At 43.2% G+C, this 21,116-nt stretch carries 12 protein-coding genes and 1 tRNA gene; 8 read left to right on the top strand and 5 right to left on the bottom strand.

Translation table 11 applies throughout. The features are described 5' to 3' along the window. Positions 1 to 17: 17 nt before the first annotated feature. The 5 genes from ACHLI0_RS07675 to sppA form a co-directional block, all read right to left on the bottom strand. A tRNA-Phe gene (locus tag ACHLI0_RS07675) sits at positions 18 to 90 on the bottom strand. Positions 91 to 255: 165 nt separating this feature from the next. Beyond that, entirely contained in the window at positions 256 to 1,290 is a 1,035-nt protein-coding gene (gene thiL / locus ACHLI0_RS07670; protein ID WP_008765468.1) for a thiamine-phosphate kinase, read from the bottom strand. Between the two features lie 15 nt (positions 1,291 to 1,305). Further along, complete coding sequence (locus ACHLI0_RS07665; protein ID WP_008761225.1) at positions 1,306 to 2,115, bottom strand: purine-nucleoside phosphorylase; 810 nt, start codon at positions 2,113 to 2,115, stop codon at positions 1,306 to 1,308. After that, positions 2,054 to 3,196 carry a tetraacyldisaccharide 4'-kinase gene (gene lpxK / locus ACHLI0_RS07660; RefSeq protein ID WP_490748808.1) on the bottom strand — a complete coding sequence of 381 codons (1,143 nt, stop codon included), beginning with the start codon at positions 3,194 to 3,196 and terminating at the stop codon, positions 2,054 to 2,056. The genes ACHLI0_RS07665 and lpxK overlap by 62 nt, the downstream gene beginning before the upstream one ends. 10 nt (positions 3,197 to 3,206) lie before the next feature. Beyond that, complete coding sequence (sppA, locus tag ACHLI0_RS07655; RefSeq protein ID WP_473296608.1) at positions 3,207 to 4,985, bottom strand: signal peptide peptidase SppA; 1,779 nt, start codon at positions 4,983 to 4,985, stop codon at positions 3,207 to 3,209. 258 nt (positions 4,986 to 5,243) lie between these two features. On the opposite strand from sppA, the gene ACHLI0_RS07650 reads away from it, so the two are divergent. From ACHLI0_RS07650 to ACHLI0_RS07615, 8 genes are all read left to right on the top strand, one after another. Further along, positions 5,244 to 7,436 (top strand): GH92 family glycosyl hydrolase, encoded by a 2,193-nt coding sequence (locus ACHLI0_RS07650; RefSeq protein WP_490748805.1) that lies wholly within the window; start codon positions 5,244 to 5,246, stop codon positions 7,434 to 7,436. 125 nt (positions 7,437 to 7,561) lie between these two features. Then, positions 7,562 to 8,152, top strand: a complete 591-nt coding sequence (locus tag ACHLI0_RS07645) for an RNA polymerase sigma-70 factor (RefSeq protein ID WP_490748804.1) — start codon at positions 7,562 to 7,564, stop codon at positions 8,150 to 8,152. 71 nt (positions 8,153 to 8,223) lie between these two features. Next, the gene (locus ACHLI0_RS07640; RefSeq protein WP_062694663.1) at positions 8,224 to 9,237 is read left to right on the top strand and encodes a FecR family protein; all 1,014 of its coding nucleotides are present in this window, start codon (positions 8,224 to 8,226) and stop codon (positions 9,235 to 9,237) included. A gap of 271 nt (positions 9,238 to 9,508) precedes the next feature. Continuing rightward, positions 9,509 to 12,868 (top strand): SusC/RagA family TonB-linked outer membrane protein, encoded by a 3,360-nt coding sequence (locus ACHLI0_RS07635; protein WP_490748803.1) that lies wholly within the window; start codon positions 9,509 to 9,511, stop codon positions 12,866 to 12,868. Between the two features lie 11 nt (positions 12,869 to 12,879). Further along, on the top strand, positions 12,880 to 14,838 hold the full coding sequence (locus ACHLI0_RS07630; RefSeq protein WP_490748802.1) for a RagB/SusD family nutrient uptake outer membrane protein: 1,959 nt from the start codon (positions 12,880 to 12,882) through the stop codon (positions 14,836 to 14,838). 58 nt (positions 14,839 to 14,896) lie between these two features. Further along, positions 14,897 to 15,880, top strand: a complete 984-nt coding sequence (locus ACHLI0_RS07625) for a glycoside hydrolase family 43 protein (protein WP_074856255.1) — start codon at positions 14,897 to 14,899, stop codon at positions 15,878 to 15,880. A 193-nt stretch (positions 15,881 to 16,073) separates the two neighbouring features. Then, entirely contained in the window at positions 16,074 to 18,353 is a 2,280-nt protein-coding gene (gene bglX, locus ACHLI0_RS07620; RefSeq protein WP_490748801.1) for a beta-glucosidase BglX, read from the top strand. 32 nt (positions 18,354 to 18,385) lie between these two features. After that, the gene (locus ACHLI0_RS07615; protein WP_490748800.1) at positions 18,386 to 20,374 is read left to right on the top strand and encodes a retaining alpha-galactosidase; all 1,989 of its coding nucleotides are present in this window, start codon (positions 18,386 to 18,388) and stop codon (positions 20,372 to 20,374) included. Positions 20,375 to 21,116 lie beyond the last annotated feature (742 nt).

Genomic DNA, 21,116 nt, shown 5'->3' with positions numbered 1-21,116 from the left:
TGTTACTGAGTTGATAGTGGTGCCACCAGGAATCGAACCGGGGACACAAGGATTTTCAGTCCTTTGCTCTACCAACTGAGCTATGGCACCGTAAGGCTAATTCAACTCAGTTGTTTCTCTTTTGCGGTTGCAAAGGTAGTTAAACTTTTGGATTCTGCAAGGGTTCTATAAATAAAAAACACTGATAAAAAGCTACTTTGCTTATTATCAGTGTTGTATGGAATGAAATATTTTTCAGTATATAACTGAGAAAATCTATTTATCTTCTTTTAGCGGATTCCATCCCTGAGCTTTCAATTCAAACTCTTGTCCGTCACGGGTAATCAATGCGCAACCGAGTTCGGGTTTGGTGATATGCCCGATGAGGCGGATTCCCTCCATCTGTGATACTTTCTCATGATCGGCAATGGGGACAGTGAAAAGCAATTCATAATCTTCACCGCCATTCATAGCACAAGTAGTCAGGTTCATGTTGAATTCTTCTGCCATGACAGCCGTCTGATAGTCAATAGGAATATGTTCCTCATAGACACGGCATCCGGTATTACTTTGTTTGCAGATATGCATTAATTCGGATGACAGGCCATCGGAGATGTCCATCATGGATGTGGGGACAATGTTGGCAGCCGCCAGTTTTTCGATGATATCTTTACGGGCTTCCGGTTTCAACTGGCGTTCCAGCAAGTATTCTTTGCCGGTGAAGTCCGGTTGGACATCCTTTTCGCCTTTTAGTACTGTTTTTTCACGTTCCAGAAGTTGTAGCCCCATATATGCGGCACCCAAGTCACCGCTGACACAAATCAAGTCTGTTTCTTTGGCTCCGTTGCGGTAGACTACTTTATCTTTGTCAGCATCTCCGATACAGGTGATGCTGATGGCAAGTCCCGTAAGAGAAGAGGATGTATCGCCTCCGATAATGTCAACATGATACTGTTGGCATGCCAGACGAATGCCTGAATAAAGCTCTTCCATGTCCTCTACGCTGAAGCGTTTGGAGAGAGCGAGCGATACGGTAATCTGTCGCGGAGTACCATTCATTGCATAAATATCGGAGAAATTGACTACGGCCGATTTATATCCCAGATGTTTCAGAGGGACGTAAGTCAGGTCGAAGTGGACACCTTCCATTAATAAGTCGGTTGTTACTAATATTTGTTTCTCCGAAGGGTAGGAGAGGACGGCGGCATCATCACCCACTCCGTATTTGGTTGATTCGTTTTCTGGTTTAATTCCCTCGGTGAGGCGGTCGATCAGACCGAACTCGCCGAGAGTTGCTATTTCAGTTCGCATAAATAGAGTTTAGTATTAAGCACGGTTGATAAGTTCACGCATGATAGTGGTCATTTTAGGTTGGGCTGCGTCCGCTGCCTTCTGAACTTCTTCATGCGATACTTCTACAATTTTTCCTTCTACTCCCAAGTCAGTGATGACGGAGATTCCGAATACCTTGATTCCGCAGTGGTTGGCTACGATCACTTCGGGAACGGTAGACATACCGACTGCATCGGCACCCAGAATGTGGAATAGTTTATATTCAGCAGGAGTCTCGAAAGTAGGGCCTTGCGTACCGATATAAATTCCATGTTGTACCTTAATGCCTTTTTCCTGAGCAATCTCGTCAGCTTTACGAATCAGTTCCTTATCATATGCTTCGCTCATATCCGGGAAGCGTGGACCATAAGGAATATTCTTGCCACGAAGCGGATGTTCGGGGAAGTAGTTGATATGATCGGTGATAATCATCAGGTCGCCGATTTCAAAAGCTTCGTTTGTACCACCGCTGGCGTTGGACACAAACAATGTTTTGATACCCAACTCACGCATTACACGTACAGGGAAAGTCACTTCCTTCATGGAATAACCTTCATAATAATGGAAACGTCCCTGCATTGCCATGATGTCTTTGTTGCCCAACTTGCCGAAAATCAGTTTACCGCTATGACCTTCGACAGTAGATACCGGGAAGTTAGGAATATCCGAATACTTTATTTCATACTTCTCGGTGATCTCGTCTGCCAAACTGCCAAGTCCGGTGCCAAGGATGATGGCTGTTTCAGGACTGGTGTGCATCTTCCCTTTCAGAAAAGCTGCTGTTTCTTGTATTTTCTCTAACATAGCCAATAATGTGTTGGTTAAATTTATCTTGTTGATTTTGTAATATCTCTATCTGAATAGGCAAGGCATAGATAAACGGTTTCAGTTCCTCGTTCAATGCCGGATGATGAATCAGGCGGGTTGCATCTTTCTCGGTGGTGACAATCAGTTTATGTTCACCTTTCAGTTTTCCGAATCGTTCCTTGATCTGTTGTATGTCCCGATGGCTGAAGTGATGATGGTCGTCGAATGAAAGCGAATCAATCTGATCGGTATATATTTTCAACTCTTCGAGAATAGGTGCAGGTGATGCAATGCCCGTTACCAGCAAAATATTCGTATTCGTTAAAGCGCTCAGAGGTAACTCATTCGCTGTAGAATCAGTCTCTGAAGCTGCTGATGGAAATACCGGTTGCAGATTTCCATAACGAAACGATGAGAAGTATAACTGCTGATAAGGATAAAGGTTCAGTCGTTTCGTGATAATATTATAGTCAATCGGCTTAATATCTTGAGGGCACTTTGTGACTATGACGATTTGTGCCCGGTTTTTACCGTTGACAGACTCGCGCAGACGACCTGCCGGAAGTAAAGTATCGTCGCAGAAGAGGCGGTGATAATCCGTCAGCAGGATGCTTAGTCCCGGTTTGACGTAGCGATGCTGGAAAGCATCATCCAGCAATACAACTTCAATGGACGGTTCTTTAATGGATAGTAATTGTTCTATGCCATGGCAACGGTTCTCATCGACAGCCAGTGTGACGGACGGGAACTTGGTATGCATCTGGTAAGGCTCATCACCGATACTGCGTGCAGTACTTTGGGGAGTGGCAAGCACATATCCCCGGCTATGCCTTTTATATCCCCGGCTTAATACTGCCACATGATAGTTATCACGAAGTAACTTTATCAGATATTCGGTGTGCGGTGTCTTTCCCGTGCCGCCTACAGACAGGTTGCCGATGCAGATGACAGGAACGCCAAAACTCTTTGACCGGAGGAATCCCCAGTCAAAGAGTTTGTTTCTTACTGTTACCACTGCCCCGTAAATCCACGAGACAGGGTAAAGCCACTTATGTATCTTAATAAAGTGTTCGTCCATGCAGTACAGTTTACTTGATATTTAGTTCAAACGGAATGCGTGCCTGAATCATGGAACGCTCTTTTAAATTCTTCAGCATACCGAATTGTTGATAATACTCTCCTAACTTGCTTTTCAATATTTGTGATTCCACATAATTAGTGGGTTTCGTATCGAGCAGTGAAGAAAGGAGGTCTTGTTTTGCCGGATAAGAGACAACTGTATATCCTTCGATGCCTGCTTTCCTGACAGCAATCTCCAAAGCTGTATCAATACCTCCGAGTACGTCTACCAATCCAAGTTCCTTAGCCATTTCGCCTGTCCATACACGACCTTCACCCACTTTTTCGATCGCTTCTTTCGTCATGTGTCGTCCTTCGGCGCAACGGCTGATAAATGTATCATAACTTTGGGCAACACTCATCTGAATCAATGCTTTCTCATCCTGATTAAAAGGGCGCATGATAACTCCTAAATCCGCAAACTTGTTTGTTTTTACCACATCGAACGTCAGGCCGACCTTTTCAGATAATCCTTTTAAATTGGGTATCATGCCGAAAACTCCGATAGAACCTGTTAAGGTAGTAGGTTCGGCAACGATTGTATCAGCCATGCAAGACATATAATAACCACCGGATGCAGCGTAATCGCCCATAGAGACAATGACCGGTTTCTTTGTTTTCAGTTCTTTCACTGCGTGACAGATTTGTTCGGATGCAAAAGCGCTTCCACCCGGAGAGTTAACACGGAGTACGACCACTTTCACATCATCATTCTCTTTTAGCTTGCGCAAGTCGCGGATGACTTTCGTCCCTACAATCCCCTCTTCGGAAGCCGAAGAACCGCTATAATCAGTAATTTCTCCGGATGCATAATAGACTGCTACAATGTTACCGCTTTTATCTTTAGGCGTATTCTTTTTTACATTGATCATATCGCTCAATCCCAGTATCGGAAGACGATCGTCTTCCTTCAGTTCTGCCCATTGTTTGAGATAATCGCGTACATCATTACGATAAATCAATGTGTCCGCCAAGCCACATTGCACACTTTCCTCTGCCGGATAAAACATCAGCATACGGTCAGCTAAAGCATTCAGTGAATCTACGGGGAGGCTGCGGGAAGCAGATACCCCTTCGGTAACCTCTCCCCAGATCGAGTTGATAAAAGCTGTCACCTGTTCACGATTGGCAGGACTCATTTCTGTAGAAATAAACGGTTCTACGGCGGATTTATAAGTACCTACTTTAAATACCTGCATTTCTACTCCGATCTTTTGCAACAAGTCTTTATAGAACAGAGGAGCGGAAGCGATGCCTTTCCACTCAATCATTCCTTTCGGATTGAGCAATACCTTGTCCGCTACACTGGAAAGATAATAAAGTCCTTGTGTATAGCTATCTCCGTAGGCTATGATGAACTTTCCGCTTTCTTTAAAGTCGAGTAATGCATTACGGATTTCCTGCAAAGATGCATACGAAGTTCCGAGCATACTTGCCTGCAGATAAATTCCTTTGATATTTTCATTTTCTTTTGCCTTTTTGATGGAAGAAAGAATATCGTCCAGCCCGTATGTATTGGAGTCGTCGCTGAACAACTGTGATAAGATACCTAACGGACTCTCCTGAGTGCGTTCGACTAATACACCGTTCAGGTCGAGCATCATCACAGAATTCTTTTTCACTATTGTTTCTGTATCCGCGGTTGATACAATGCCGAACAGTGTTACCATGCCGATAATAAATAATACAATGCTTGACAGGATGATACCGGTCACAGTGGCAAGCGTAAATTTCAAGAAATCTTTCATTATACTATTGTTTTTTTGAGTCAGCTTGTTTTAAAGCTAACAAAGATAAATAATTGAGTTGATATTTATTCAATAAGTCGTGCGAATTTTTGTTTTGTCACAATGAATCAGGTTTATTTGCTTTTAGAATGCTGCCCGGAACAGGGTAGATATAAATTTTGAATGATCAGACTTGGGGACTATTTTTCTATTGTATTTTAGTGTAGCATTGAGAATTATTCTCTAAATTTGTAGCATTAACTTAACATTATGATTATCATGAAAAGAAAATCCCCTGTGATGGCCGTTGCTTTGGCGGGACTGTTTATGTACACTTCCTGTTCTCCGACGGAGCAAGCGGAAACGAAAGATTACACTCAGTATGTGAATACCTTTATTGGTGCTGCTGACAATGGGCATACATTCCCCGGAGCTTGCTATCCTTTCGGAATGATACAGACCAGTCCGGTGACGGGTGCAGTAGGTTGGAGATATTGTTCGGAATATACTTATCAGGACTCTCTGATCTGGGGCTTTACTCAGACTCATCTGAACGGAACCGGATGTATGGATTTGGGTGATATTCTGGTGATGCCGGTTACCGGTACCCGTGCCCGTGCATGGGATGCTTACCGCAGCCATTTCCCAAAAGACAAGGAAGCTGCTACTCCGGGATATTATACAGTCGAATTATCCGATCCGCAGGTAAAGGCGGAACTGACTGCTTCTATCCATGCGGCCCTTCATCGTTATACATATCATAAAGCGGATTCAGCTTCTCTGCTGATTGACTTGCAGCACGGACCTGCCTGGAGAGAAGAACAATATCATTCACAAGTGAATAGTTGCGAGGTGAACTGGGAAGATGCTCAGACGCTGACCGGACACGTGAATAACACGGTCTGGGTCGATCAGGACTACTTCTTTGTGATGAAGTTTAATCGTCCGGTAATAGATTCGCTTTACCTTCCGATGGGAGAAACTGAGAAAGGAAAGCGAATCATTGCTACTTTCGACTTGAAGCCGGGAGATGAACTGATGATGAAGGTGGCTCTTTCGACTACCAGCGTAGAGGGAGCAAAGAAGAACCTGCAGGCTGAAATACCAGACTGGAACTTTGACGGTGTGAAGCTGGCTGCCCATGACGAATGGAACAGCTATCTGAGTCGCGTCGACGTAGAGGGTACAGATGATGAAAAGACGAATTTCTATACTTGTTTCTATCATGCGCTGATTCAGCCTAACCAGATTTCAGACGTGGACGGTATGTATCGCAATGCTGCCGATTCGATAGTGAAGGCCGGAACAGGTACATTCTATTCAACCTTTTCTTTATGGGATACTTATCGTGCCGCTCATCCATTCTATACATTAATGGTTCCCGAACGTGTGGATGGTTTTGTTAATTCATTGATAGAACAAGGTGAAGTACAAGGCTTCCTGCCTATTTGGGCATTGTGGGGAAAAGAAAACTTCTGTATGATCGGCAATCATGGTGTGTCTGTTATTGCTGAAGCCTACCGAAAAGGTTTCCGTGGCTTTGATGCGGAACGTGCTTTCAATATGGTGAAGAAGACACAGACTGTATCTCATCCGTTGAAGTCCGACTGGGAAGTGTATACGAAATACGGATATTTCCCGACCGACCTGACAAAAGCGGAATCCGTCTCTTCAACTCTGGAATCGGTATATGACGATTATGCGGCAGCTGACATGGCCCGTCGCATGGGAAAAGAAGAAGATGCTGCTTACTTTGCGAAACGTGCGGATTATTATAAGAACTTATTCGATTCACAGACGAATTTTATGCGTCCGCGTAAAGCTGACGGAACTTGGAAATCTCCGTTTAATCCTAGTGATGTAGGGCATGCGGAAAGTACAGGCGGTGACTATACGGAAGGAAATGCATGGCAGTATACCTGGCATGTGCAACACGATGTTCCCGGTTTGATTGCTCTCTTCGGTGGAGAAGAACCTTTCCTGAATAAGCTGGATTCCCTGTTTACAGTGAAACTGGAAACAACTCAGGCTGATGTGACAGGTTTGATCGGACAGTATGCGCATGGTAATGAGCCCAGTCATCATGTTACTTATTTATATGCTTTGGCAGGTCGTCCGGAACGTACACAGGAACTAATCCGTGAAATCTTTGATACTCAATATAAGAACAAGCCTGACGGACTTTGTGGTAATGATGACTGTGGTCAGATGTCCGCATGGTATATGTTCAGTGCAATGGGCTTCTATCCGGTAGATCCGGTAATCGGTGATTATGTATTCGGTGCTCCTCAGTTACCGAAGATTGTGTTACATCTGGCTGATGGAAAGACCTTTACTGTGATCGCTGAAAACTTGTCGAAGGAACATAAATATGTGGATAGTATCACGCTGAATGGCGAACCTTATACAAAGAATACGATTTCTCATGAAGATATTCTGAAAGGTGGTACACTCGTATATAAGATGAAATAGACTGCATACAGAGTAGTATACAGAAGATCCCTCCAAAGTTTTTTCTTTGGAGGGATTTTTGGCTTTATATGCTTTAAATTCGAATAATTCTCTAAATTTGTGCTATTAATCTGACTGGTACATTCATGGAGAATACTGAAACTTTAATAGTGGAGCAACTGAAGATAGGCAATGAAAATGCTTATCGTTACATATATGATCATCATTATGCCTTGCTCTGTTATGTCGCCAATGGTTATCTAAAAGATCAGTTCCTTTCCGAAACCATTGTAGGAGATACTATCTTTCATTTATGGGAGATACGTGAGACTTTGGATATTTCAGTCTCTATCCGTAGTTACCTGCTGAGAGCTGTCCGTAATCGTTGTATTAACTATCTTAATTCGGAACGTGAAAAGAGAGAAATAGCATTTTCTGCTCTTATGCCCGATGAGATAACGGATGATAAAGTCATACTGTCCGATTCGCATCCGTTAGGTATTTTACTGGAACGTGAACTTGAAAACGAAATATATAAGGCTATTGATAAATTGCCGGACGAATGCCGTCGGGTTTTTGCTAAAAGTCGCTTTGAAAGAAAATCATACGAAGAAATTTCCGGTGAACTGGGAATATCTATTAATACAGTTAAGTATCATATAAAGAATGCTTTAGCTGCTTTACACGCTCATTTGAGTAAGTACCTGATTTCTCTATTACTACTTTTTTTCAGGTAAAGCGAAAAAAAAATCATTTTCTGACTACCCTTAATTAAAAAACAACTGTCTCCTTTATAGAAAGCATAAATATGGAAGAAGAAAATAAACATATTGATGAACTGATTGCCAACTATCTGACTGAAGGTCTGGATAAGAACGCTTTAGATGAACTGAAAACATGGATTGCCGCATCGGCTGAAAATCAGCAATATTTTATCCGGCAGCGGGAGATCTGGTTTTCAGCTGTAAGTCGTGAAGCCGCATCTGTCTATGATAAGGATAAAGCGTTTGAGAATTTTAGAAACCGTGTCGAAAGTCAGAAGGAAATTCAGAGCACTTCCCGTCAAGGTTTTAACTTGTCAGCGTTGTGGCGTTATGCTGCGGTTGTTGCAATCATAATAGCGGTGGGATGCATTTCTTATTGGCAGGGAGAGGTGAATGTGAAAGATACTTTTGCAGATATTTCAGTAGAAGCTCCTTTAGGATCAAAAACAAAACTTTATTTGCCGGATGGCACATTAGTCTGGCTTAATGCCGGTTCACGCATGACATACTCGCAGGGGTTTGGTGTCGATAACCGAAAAGTAGAACTGGAAGGGGAAGGATATTTCGAGGTAAAGCGGAATGAGAAGATTCCCTTTTTCGTAAAGACTAAAGATTTGCAATTACAGGTGTTAGGAACAAAATTCAATTTCCGTGACTATCCGGAAGATCATGAAGTGGTCGTTTCTTTATTGGAAGGTAAGGTCGGATTGAACAACTTGTTGAGAGAAGAAAAAGAAGCTGTCCTTTCACCTGATGAAAGGGCTGTATTAAATAAGGCGAACGGGCTTTTGACTGTAGAGTCGGTTACCGCATCCAATGCGTCTCAGTGGACGGACGGTTACTTGTTTTTTGATGAAGAACTCTTGCCGGATATCGCCAAAGAACTGGAACGCAGCTATAATGTGAAGATTCACATAGCCAATGATTCCTTAAAAACATTCCGCTTCTATGGCAATTTCGTTCGTCGCGAACAAAATATCCAGGAAGTACTGGAAGCACTGGCTTCTACGGAAAAAATGCAATATAAGATTGAAGAACGCAATATAACTATCTACTAACCGGTTACCAGAGATTATAATGCTATGATTGTTTAACCTTAAAAATTGAAAAGTATGAATAAAGAGAAAAATACAGAATAATCTTTAGCTGACAAATAAGGAGAGACAAATAAAAAACCGGAAGATTTCGGACATCTCCCGGCTCCTTGAATCTCTTCTTTCAACAATCATCTAGTGTGAATATGTTTTCAAAAGAGAATATGCAAAGTTAGCAAAATACATCTCTTTTAAAACGAGTTATTCAAGTTTTAATTAATAATTTGTTTATTTTATGAATTACAGGAAGAAGGCCATATTAATGGTCATGGCTCTGTTTTGCCTTAACATAGCAATACTAGCCCAGGCTGTTTCATTGAAAATGGATAACGTTTCAGTGAAAGAAGCAATGACCCAGTTGAAGAATAAAAGCGGATATTCTTTCGTTTATAAAGTCGGAGATCTGGATACAAAGAAGATTATAACTGTAAAGGCGAAAGAGCTGAATGAGGCTATCGATCAGATATTGTACGGACAAGACGTTGTCTATGAAGTAAAGGGGAAGAATGTAATTGTTCAGAAAGGACAAGCCAGGCAGAAAACTTCAAAGGATGGTAAAAAACGTAAGATCACAGGTGTGGTGAACGATGTTAACGGCGAGCCTATTATCGGTGTTACCATCAAAGAAAAAGGGACAACTAACGGAACGGTATCGGATATAAATGCGAAGTTTACGTTGGAAGTATCGCCGGGAGCGGTATTGGAACTATCTTACATCGGTTATCAGCCTTTGGAAGTGAAAGTTGGAAATCAGACAGATTTATCCATCGTTTTGTATGAAAAGCAAGAATTGCTGGATGAAGTTGTGGTAGTGGGATACGGTACAATGAAGAAAAGTGACTTGAATGCTTCGATTGTTTCTGTAAAGTCTGAGAAACTCAATAAAGCAGCTTCACCGAACTTCTCTGAAATGTTGATGGGACGTGCGGCAGGACTTACTGTAAAACAGGGGAGTGCACAGCCCGGTGGTGGTATTGAAGTTCTGATTCGGGGTGCGGCTTCTACCGGTGCGGGGAATGATCCGCTGTATGTGGTCGATGGTTTCCCCATAGTGAACGCCGGTGTCAATCCCGGAAGCGGTAATCAGTGGACGGCAGGAAGTAACAGCCCTTTGAGCAGTATTAACCCTAACGATATCAAATCCATAGAGATTTTGAAGGACGCTTCGGCAACTGCCATTTATGGTGCGCGGGGTGCTAATGGAGTTGTTCTGATTACGACAAAAAGAGGTACTCAGGATACGAAAGTAGAGTATAACATGAATATGTCATTTCAGACTATAAATAAACGACCGGAATTATTGACAGCCGGAGAGTTAATGACTACTCAGAACAGTTACTATAAAGAACAGTATTTAATGCAGAATCTGGTATATCCTTATGGGAATACAGATCCGAGTGCTGTCAGCCCTTATGTACCTATGTACACAGATGAAGAAATAACAAAAGCCGGAAAAGGGACCAACTGGTATGATATGATTACCCGTACAGGTCTTATCCAGCAACATAACCTCACAGTGACTTATGGTAATGAAAAGATGAGATCATTGATTTCGCTGAACTACTTCGATCAGAAAGGAGTGGTGAAAACATCCGGTTATAAACGCTATAGTTTCCGTTATAATCTGGACCATAAAATAACGAAATGGTGGGATTATGGTATTTCTGCCACAGCCTCTTATGTAGTCGATCAGAATGCGACACTGGGGGGAGGATATGACAGTACGGCAGGTATTATCGAATCGGCGTTAAGTTATAGTCCGACAGTGAAGGCGGAACGAGACCCGACGACCGGCAAATGGATGGAAGATCCTAAGCAGGCATTGCTCAATCATCCTTTGTCCTATCTCGACATTGAGGATGAGACAAAGACCAAGCGTTTTTTGGCAACAGCATTCACTAATTTCTATTTTATAAAAGATGTGTTTTGGTTGAAACTGTCTGCCGGTGCGGATATCCGCGACGGGTCCCGCCATAGCTACTATCCGATGACTACGAAATATGGAAGTAGTGTGAATGGAGATGCGAATATCAATTCCGCCAACCGTGAAGACTATGTGGCAGATATGGTTTTCAATTTTCAGAAGACTTTCAAGGAGAGACATAAACTTCTTGCATTACTGGGATATTCGTATCAGGTGCAGAATGATGACGGAGCGTATGCACGTGCTATGGGATTTATGTCTGATGCGTTGATGTATTATAAACTACAGGCAGGTGAAACGCGCCCGGTGGTCAGTTCTTATAAAAATAAACACGTGTTGGCTTCTTATTTTGGTCGTGCCCAATACTCTTTCAAAGACAAGTATCTGTTTACTTTTACTGCCCGTATCGATGGTAGCGACCGTTTTGGAAAGAACAATCGTTATGCTTTCTTTCCTTCGGGAGCATTTGCGTGGAGAATGAATCAGGAAGATTTTCTGAAAGATGTCAACTGGCTCTCCGATGCCAAGTTGCGTGTCAGCATGGGACAAGTGGGTAATGAAAATCTGTCTAACGATGCTGCTTCCGAGTACTTTGCCTTTGACGGCAGAAATTATTATCTGGGAGATACAGAAAAGAGAGGAGTAAATCTGGGAAAGTTCGGTAATCCTGATTTAAAGTGGGAAACCACTACAGAAGTTAACTTCGGACTGGATTTCGGTTTCTTCCGGAATCGTATCAATGGTAGTGTAGATGTTTTCTTTAAAGAGGTAAAAGACCTGCTGAGCTGGCGTTCGCTGCCGCATACAGCTGTCACTACCGGTATATGGTCCAACATTGGAAAAACAAAAAGTACCGGTTTTGAACTGACGCTGAATACAGTGAACCTGGAAGGACCGTTACATTGGGAATCGACATTGACGTATACTTCCTATCGTGACAGATGGAAAGAACGTGATCCGAAAGTAATCCTGGCTCCTTATGTCAAAGAAGACGATCCGGTAAGTGCTATCTATACGCTGATTCCGGACGGTATAAAGCAGGCGGGTGAAGATACGCCGGCTATGCCGGATTTGTTACCGGGACAGCGCAAATATAGAGATGTGAACGGACTCGACGAGGAAGGGAATCTGACAGGAAAGCCTGATGGGAAAATAGACCAGGCAGATGTCGTATATCTGGGGACACGTGCACCGAAGTTTACTATGGGATTCTCGAATGATTTCCGGTACAAAGGATTTGATCTGAATATTTATCTTTATGCTTCGGTTGGCGGATATTCCTATCCTTACACTCAGGTAGAACACGGGGTATATGGTGGAAACGGCATCCAGAGACTGAAAGACAATAATAACTTTTTGGCGGATATAAAAAATCGTTGGACTTCCGACAACATGAGTTCCGCTATGCCTAGTGGCGAAGTGAACAGCTATGATAGCTACGGTGCTCCGAATTGGGAGAAGAATACATATTTACGTCTGAAGAACGTAACGTTGGGATATGATTTGAGCAGACTGTTTAAAGCTGATAAGTTGAAAGTAAGATTTTACTTTTCCGGTCAGAATCTGCTGACGTTTACCGGATATAAAGGACTCGATCCGGAAGTTGAAAACGACCGGGCGTCATATCCTCAACAGAAGACTTTTTCATTTGGACTTGATGTGAAATTTTAAACTGGAATGTCATGAAGAAATTAGCTAAAAAAATATTATTACTATTTATAAGCATTCAGTTTGTAGCCTGTGAGGGGAGCTTGGAACCTCACTTGTATGGAGTTGTAGATACTGGAAATGCGTTTAATACTCCTGCAGACCTTTCGGCTGCAACGGTTGCCCTTTATTATGAATTACGCCAAAAAGGCTGGGGACCTTATTTGTTTTGTGATGGAAGTTCTTTTGTAATGGATGAAGTTTCAACCGAAGAATGGACTACCAAGTGGTCATGGGTTGCTTTTCTGAATGGTTCGTGGACGGATGCTGACCAGATGGTGAAAGGATTCTATAACTGGACTGCCCCTAATATCACCCGTTGCACTTATACGATAGCGAAGATGGAAGAGTCTCCGGTAGCTCAGTCGGTGAAAGACTTGTATATTGCGGAGGTCCGGGCGCTCAGAGCCTTTTTCATGTTCGATTTATATCGGCTTTATGGTCCTATGCCAATGATTCTGGAAGCCGACCAGGCAATCAATCCGGACCCGGATTATAAACCTTACAGACCTACGTCTGAAGAAGTCGGAACTTTCCTGACGACAGAACTACGTGCTGCTGCCGACGCACTTCCGGTAGAACAAGCTGAATACGGACGTATCACAAAGGGAGCTGCCCTGCATTATTTACTGAAATATTATATGCATGAAAAGCAGTGGCAGAATGCTCTCGAAACGGCAAATGAGATTATCGGTCTGAATTACTATGAACTGGAGAAGGATTATGCAAGTATATTTTCAGCTCAGAACGAAGGTAATAAAGAACTGATGTTTGTTGTGAGAGCTGAACCACTGGCAGATTATGGTAATCATACATATGCAAATATTTTGCCGGGTGACTACGCTTCACCTTATGGAAACATCGTAGAAGGATGGTCCGGACACCGGATGCCGTGGGAATTCTATGATACGTTTGATGAAAATGACCGGCGAAGAGCTTTGGCACAGGCCGAATATACATCAAAGTCCGGTGCTACAGTTGATTTGAGAGCCAGTGGTGATGTAGGTGCTTTGCCTTTGAAATATGGGATTGATCCTGAAGCTACAGGCACATGGGCAGGCAATGACAAGGTACTCGACCGATATGCAGAAGTGTTGTTATTTAAGGCGGAAGCATTGAATGAACTGAATGGTCCTAATCAAGGGAGTGTCGATCTGATTAATGATATCCGGAAACGTGCTTTTGGCTTTGGCACCTCGCTGCCTGCAATACCCGTTTTTAAAGAGAGCTTTGACGGAGAGTTTGTTGACAATGTTATAGGGATATTCTCGATGAATAACTACGATCAGGCCGGTGGATCTGCCTGGAAGTATGATGTGGATAAAAACAACACGTTGAATAACGGAAACAGCTTACATGTGGAAGTTGAATCTTCGGGTACGGAATTCTGGACTTTGCAGATGCGAACAGAACCTTTGGTTGCAAAAGGGCGTAAGTATTCAATAAAGATGAAGTTGAAAGCCTCGAAAGACATTCAGTTTGAAATACGCGTTGAAGGACCATTGAGCCACATGGAATCCATCTCTTTGAAAGCAGGCGAAGTAAAGGAATTCTCCACACAGGCAGGTAAAGCTACGGAAGATCAAAATTGTGCTCTGTTCCTTGCTTTGGGAAATTCCGGAAGCGGATATGAACTTTGGATTGATGAAATCGAGTTTACAGCAATGGAACAGGCTGCTGATGGTGGAGACGCTATCATAAAGCAATTATCCGATTTCCCGGATAAGGAGTCGTTGAGAGACTGGATTCTGAAAGAAAGAGGCTGGGAGTTCTGGTATGAAGGAAAGCGCAGGGAAGATTTGATCCGGATGGGGAAATATGTAGAAACTGGTAAGAAGTATAGTACTAATTTCTCAGAGAAGAATCTTTTGTTCCCGATTCCTACATCGGTCATTATCGAAAATTCTCATATCGAGCAGAATCCTCATTATTGATCTTGAACAATTTATTTATCAGTTTTCAATAGGTATTTTATTAAATAATCATTGATATATGAAAAAGTTAAAGCATTCTATTCTTTCGCTCTTGTTATTGATGGGAGCGTGTATTGTCAGTTGTAGTAATGATGATGGACAGACTTCCTCCACCGATCCGGATGAAGTGGGGGGAGAAAGTTTCACGATTCCTGTATCGAGTTTGCGTTTGCGGGACCCGTTTATTCTGGTCGACAAGAAAACTTCGATGTATTATCTTCATTTCAATAATAACTTGAAAATCAGAGTTTATAAAAGTAAAGACCTGTCCACGTGGAAAGACGAAGGCTATTCTTTTATAGCTAAAAGTGATTTCTGGGGGCAACAGGACTTTTGGGCACCGGATGTGTATGAATATGAAGGACGTTATTATTTATTTACTACATTCAGTAATGCGGGAGTGAAGCGGGGAACTTCTATTCTAGTTTCCGATAGTCCGAAAGGCCCTTTCACTCCACTTGTAAACAAGGCGATTACTCCTTCCGGCTGGATGTGTCTGGATGGATCTTTGTATATTGACAAAGAAGGCAATCCCTGGCTGTTGTTCTGTCGTGAGTGGCTGGAGGCTATCGACGGTGAAATTTATGCCCAACGGCTGGCGAAAGATCTGAAAACGACAGAAGGTGATCCGTATCTGTTGTTCAAGGCTTCGGAAGCTCCCTGGGTAGGCTCTATTACAAGTTCCGGGGTGACGGGCAATGTTACGGATGCTCCTTTTATCTATCGTTTGGATGATGGAAAACTGATTATGCTATGGTCCAGTTTCCGAAAGACAGATGGAAAATATGCCATCGGGCAGGCTGTCTCGGCATCGGGTAATGTTCTTGGTCCTTGGGTGCAGGAGCCCGAAACGCTAAATAGTGACGATGGCGGACACGCGATGGTATTCAAGGATCTTAAAGGCAGGCTGATGATTTCTTATCATGCACCGAATTCGCAGACGGAACATCCGGTGATAACACCTATTTATATTAAGGATGGAAAATTTGTAGCTCTGAATTAATGTGGCTTTTTCTTTCTGAACCGTCTATTGTATATAGATTCAGTTGACAGAAATAAATAATCTATTTTGCGGGTATATGTCTCATTATTTAGAAGGAAGTGTTAACTTTGGCGAAATAGATTCTGTTGACCGATGTTGCCGTTATTGTATAGAAGGTAAAGTCAGAAAAGTAAATAAATAATTTGAAGAGCTTATGAAAATAAGAAATCTGGTGTTTGGTGCCCTTTGTGGCATTACATTCTTTTCCTGTTCGGAGTCTGGTGGGGGAAAAGAGGTAGAGATGGATCGCTTTGTCACAGACCTGATGGGTAAAATGACGATCCGTGAGAAGCTGGGACAGTTGAACCTTCCTTCCGGTGGCGACTTGGTGACAGGCTCGGTGATGAATAGTGAGCTTAGTGATATGATTCGCAAAGAAGAGATCGGTGGCTTTTTCAATGTAAAAGGAATTAAAAAAATCTATGACCTGCAACGGCTGGCAGTGGAAGAAACCCGGTTGAAAATTCCCTTGATAGTCGGGGCGGACGTCATACATGGTTATGAGACGATTTTCCCGATACCGTTGGCCCTCTCATGCAGTTGGGATACGTTGGCTATTCAGCGGATGGCGCGGATTTCTGCCATTGAGGCCAGTGCAGATGGCATTTGCTGGACATTCAGCCCGATGGTAGATATCTGCCGGGATGCCCGTTGGGGACGTATTGCCGAAGGAAGCGGTGAGGACCCTTATCTGGGTTCACTGCTGGCAAAGGCCTATGTGCACGGTTATCAAGGTGACAGCATGCAGGGAAAAGATGAAATCCTTTCTTGTGTAAAACATTTCGCCCTCTATGGAGCATCAGAAGCCGGTAAGGATTATAATACGGTCGACATGAGCCATCTGCGTATGTATAACGAATATTTTGCTCCTTATCGGGCAGCGGTTGAGGCCAGTGTCGGTAGTGTGATGAGCTCTTTTAATATAGTAGACGGTATACCGGCTACGGCAAATAAATGGCTGTTGACAGATGTACTTCGTGACGAATGGGGATTTCAGGGACTTTTGGTCACAGACTACAATTCCATTGCTGAAATGGCCATTCATGGAGTGGCTCCTTTGAAGGAAGCTTCTGTCCGTGCTTTGCAGGCGGGGACGGATATGGACATGGTTTCCTGCGGCTTTCTCAATACGCTGGAAGAATCGCTGAAAGAGGGGAAAGTCACCGAAGCACAGATTGATGCAGCTTGCCGTCGTGTGCTGGAGGCTAAGTATAAACTAGGCTTGTTTGCCGATCCATATAAATATTGCGATACGTTGCGTGCGGAAAAAGAACTTTATACGCCTGAGCACCGTGCAGTTGCACGCGAGGTTGCGGCAGAGACGTTTGTTCTACTGAAAAATGAGAATCACCTGCTTCCGTTGGAGGAAAAAGGGAAAATTGCCTTAATCGGTCCGATGGCAGATGCACGCAATAATATGTGCGGAATGTGGAGCATGACCTGTACTCCGTCCGGACACGGTACGTTACTCGAAGGAATCCGGTCGGCAGTAGGAGACAAGGCTGAAATACTTTATGCCAAAGGCAGCAATGTATATTATGATGCGGAAATGGAAAAAGGAGCTGTCGGCATCCGTCCGTTGGAACGTGGTAATGATCAGCAACTGCTGGCCGAGGCATTACGTACGGCCGCCCGTGCCGATGTGATTGTGGCTGCTGTGGGTGAATGTGCGGAAATGAGTGGTGAATCTCCTTCCCGTACTAATCTGGAAATCCCTGACGCTCAGCAGGACTTATTGAAAGCATTGGTGAAAACAGGTAAGCCTGTGGTACTGCTCCTGTTCACCGGTCGTCCTTTGATCTTGAACTGGGAAAGCGAACACATTCCTTCTATTCTGAATGTATGGTTCGGAGGTAGTGAGACAGGGGATGCCGTCGCCGATGTTCTGTTTGGCAAAGCCGTCCCGTGCGGCAAGCTGACTACTACCTTCCCTCGTTCGGTAGGGCAACTTCCTTTGTTCTACAATCATTTGAACACCGGACGTCCGGACCCGGACAACCGTGTTTTCAACCGGTATGCCAGCAACTATCTGGATGAGAGTAACGAACCTCTTTATCCTTTCGGATACGGTTTGAGTTATACCGACTTTGTATATGGCGACCTGCAGCTCAGTTCGGAAACCTTGCCGAAAAATGGAAACCTGACAGCTTCCGTTACCGTCACCAATAAAGGAAACCATGACGGTTATGAAACGGTACAACTCTATTTGCGTGATATCTATGCGGAAGTAGCGCGTCCGGTGAAAGAGCTGAAAGGCTTCGATCGTATCTTCCTGAAAAAAGGAGAAAGCCGTGAAGTGAAGTTTGTACTTACGGAAGATGACCTGAAATTTTATAATTCCGGGCTGCAATATATCTACGAACCGGGAGAGTTTGACGTGATGATAGGTACGAACAGTCGTGATGTACAGACAAAGCGCTTTATTGCGGAATAATTATTTTGAAATCTAATATATTAGTTACAACCATGAAAAAACTTACTTTTTTATTATTATGTGTCTTGTGTACGCTTTCGTTGCAAGCTCAGAAGCAATTGACACTAGCCTCACCTGATGGAAATCTGAAAACGACAATAACCATTGGCGACCGGCTGACTTATGACATTATATGCAACGGCAGGCAGATTCTGACTCCTTCTCCCATATCAATGACGTTGGATAACGGGAATGTCTGGGGAGAAAATGCGAAATTATCCGAAACTTCCAGGAAAAGCGTGGACGAGATGATACCATCTCCTTTCTACCGTGCCAGCGAATTGAGAAATCATTATAATGAACTGACCTTGCGTTTCAAAAAAGACTGGAATGTAGAGTTTCGTGCATACAATGACGGTATTGCCTACCGTTTTGTAAATCAGGGGAAGAAGCCTTTTCATGTAGTGACGGAAGTATCTGATTATTGTTTTCCATCGGATATGACTGCCTCCGTGCCTTATGTAAAAAGCGGTAAAGACGGGGATTATAACTCCCAGTTTTTTAATTCTTTCGAGAATACGTATACAACGGACAAACTGTCAAAGTTGAATAAACAGCGCTTGATGTTCTTGCCGTTGGTAGTAGATGCGGGCGATGGAGTGAAAGTCTGTATCACAGAGTCCGATCTGGAAAATTATCCGGGACTTTATCTTTCTGCTTCGGAAGGCGCGAATCGTTTGAGCAGTATGCATGCTCCTTATCCGAAGCGTACGGTGCAGGGTGGTCACAACCGGCTTCAGATGTTGGTGAAGGAGCATGAAGACTACATTGCCAAAGTGGATAAACCGAGAAACTTCCCCTGGCGTATAGCCGTGGTTACTACCACCGATAAGGACCTTGCCGCTACTAATCTCAGCTATCTGTTAGGTGCGCCTTCACGTATATCCGATCTTTCGTGGATTAAACCGGGAAAGGTTGCTTGGGACTGGTGGAATGATTGGAATCTGGATGGCGTTGATTTTGTGACCGGAGTAAATAATCCGACTTATAAGGCATATATAGACTTTGCTTCTGCAAACGGTATCGAGTATGTGATACTTGACGAGGGATGGGCAGTGAACTTACAGGCGGATTTGATGCAGGTTGTCAAGGAGATTGACCTGAAAGAACTGGTAGATTACGCAGCTTCTAAAAATGTAGGTATCATCCTTTGGGCCGGTTATCATGCATTCGAGCGTGATATGGAAAATGTGTGCCGTCATTATGCCGAAATGGGAGTAAAGGGTTTCAAAGTGGACTTTATGGACCGTGACGATCAGGAAATGACTGCATTCAACTATCGTGCCGCTGAAATGTGTGCTAAATACAAGCTGATTCTCGACCTTCACGGCACTCATAAGCCTGCCGGATTGAACCGTACTTATCCGAATGTGTTGAATTTCGAAGGAGTCAATGGGTTGGAGCAGATGAAATGGAGTTCACCGTCAGTAGATCAGGTGAAGTATGATGTGATGATTCCTTTCATCCGTCAGGTTTCCGGTCCGATGGATTATACGCAGGGGGCGATGAGAAATGCTTCCAAAGGTAACTATTATCCCTGCAATTCTGAACCGATGAGTCAGGGAACCCGTTGCCGCCAGCTAGCCCTGTACGTGGTGCTTGAATCTCCTTTTAATATGTTGTGCGATACTCCGAGCAACTATATGCGTGAACCGGAATCAACGGCATTTATCGCAGAAATACCAACTGTATGGGATGAAAGTATCGTTCTTGACGGTAAAATGGGAGAGTATATTGTGACGGCACGCCGGAGAGGGGATGTCTGGTATGTAGGTGGAATTACAGATTGGAGTGCACGTGATATTGAAGTCGATTGTTCTTTCCTGGGTGATAAATCTTATCATGCTACTTTGTTTAAAGATGGTGTGAATGCTCATCGGGCAGGTCGTGATTATAAGTGTGAGTCCTTTCCGATAAAGAAGGACGGTAAACTGAAAGTTCATCTGGCACCGGGAGGAGGTTTTGCCCTTAAGATAAAATAATTACTTTAGAGTTGAAACTAGTTTTTTTATCGTCACCCGTCACCTTTTTAGAATAAAGTATTAATATATAAACCAATAGCGGTGACGGCAAATGCTGATGGCTAAGTGACGGCAAGAGTTTTACGCTTTTTGCCGTCACTTTTTGTATTGTAAACTGATCCTTGGTCTAGCATATTATTCTCCTAGAGATAATCAGGCTCTCTCTTTACGCTCCACAGTGATTTGATATCCGTTTTGCCCTCATGCTCTAACAGATTGTCTGTATGTCTTTATTCATCGTAGTTTCAGGTATGGCAGCAATTGTGGTAGCAGGTATGAGAGCAAACGTTTGCTCTCACTCTTCCATGTATCATTATCTGTCATTTGTTTGATGCTGTTATTTGATTTACAGTATGTTAATATCTGAATTGTCAACTATTAACGATTGATGTTTCAGACATTAATAATTGAGAAATCAGTCTTTAATGGTTGATAACTCATCTGTTTTTGAGTGATAAATGATTTATTGTTTCTTGGAAGAGCAGGTTAATCGAACAGTTGTTACGGTCAGGTTGATTGAATCATATAAGTATGGTTTCACTCATTCCCTACGCTTGAAGCAATGTTTTCAAGCGTCCGGAACCTTAGTTTCACGGCTTTGAAACTAAAGTTTCAAGCCGATGAAACTTTAGTTCCAAGCTGGAGAAACAAAAGTTTCAAACGGGAGAAACTAAAAAGCTCTATATAGACCAACCAACAGCCC

This window comes from Bacteroides sp. RCH18 (assembly GCF_058231005.1).
This window is presented reverse-complemented; position numbering and strand designations above follow the sequence as displayed.

Coding starts and splice junctions, on each gene's coding strand:
- ACHLI0_RS07665 (WP_008761225.1), bottom strand. CDS start 2,115: ATGTTAGAGAAAATACAAGAAACAGCAGCTTTTCTGAAAGGGAAGATG.
- ACHLI0_RS07640 (WP_062694663.1), top strand. CDS start 8,224: ATGGAAGAAGAAAATAAACATATTGATGAACTGATTGCCAACTATCTG.
- ACHLI0_RS07615 (WP_490748800.1), top strand. CDS start 18,386: ATGAAAAAACTTACTTTTTTATTATTATGTGTCTTGTGTACGCTTTCG.
- ACHLI0_RS07625 (WP_074856255.1), top strand. CDS start 14,897: ATGAAAAAGTTAAAGCATTCTATTCTTTCGCTCTTGTTATTGATGGGA.
- ACHLI0_RS07630 (WP_490748802.1), top strand. CDS start 12,880: ATGAAGAAATTAGCTAAAAAAATATTATTACTATTTATAAGCATTCAG.
- bglX (WP_490748801.1), top strand. CDS start 16,074: ATGAAAATAAGAAATCTGGTGTTTGGTGCCCTTTGTGGCATTACATTC.
- lpxK (WP_490748808.1), bottom strand. CDS start 3,196: ATGGACGAACACTTTATTAAGATACATAAGTGGCTTTACCCTGTCTCG.
- ACHLI0_RS07650 (WP_490748805.1), top strand. CDS start 5,244: ATGAAAAGAAAATCCCCTGTGATGGCCGTTGCTTTGGCGGGACTGTTT.
- thiL (WP_008765468.1), bottom strand. CDS start 1,290: ATGCGAACTGAAATAGCAACTCTCGGCGAGTTCGGTCTGATCGACCGC.
- ACHLI0_RS07645 (WP_490748804.1), top strand. CDS start 7,562: ATGGAGAATACTGAAACTTTAATAGTGGAGCAACTGAAGATAGGCAAT.
- ACHLI0_RS07635 (WP_490748803.1), top strand. CDS start 9,509: ATGAATTACAGGAAGAAGGCCATATTAATGGTCATGGCTCTGTTTTGC.
- sppA (WP_473296608.1), bottom strand. CDS start 4,985: ATGAAAGATTTCTTGAAATTTACGCTTGCCACTGTGACCGGTATCATC.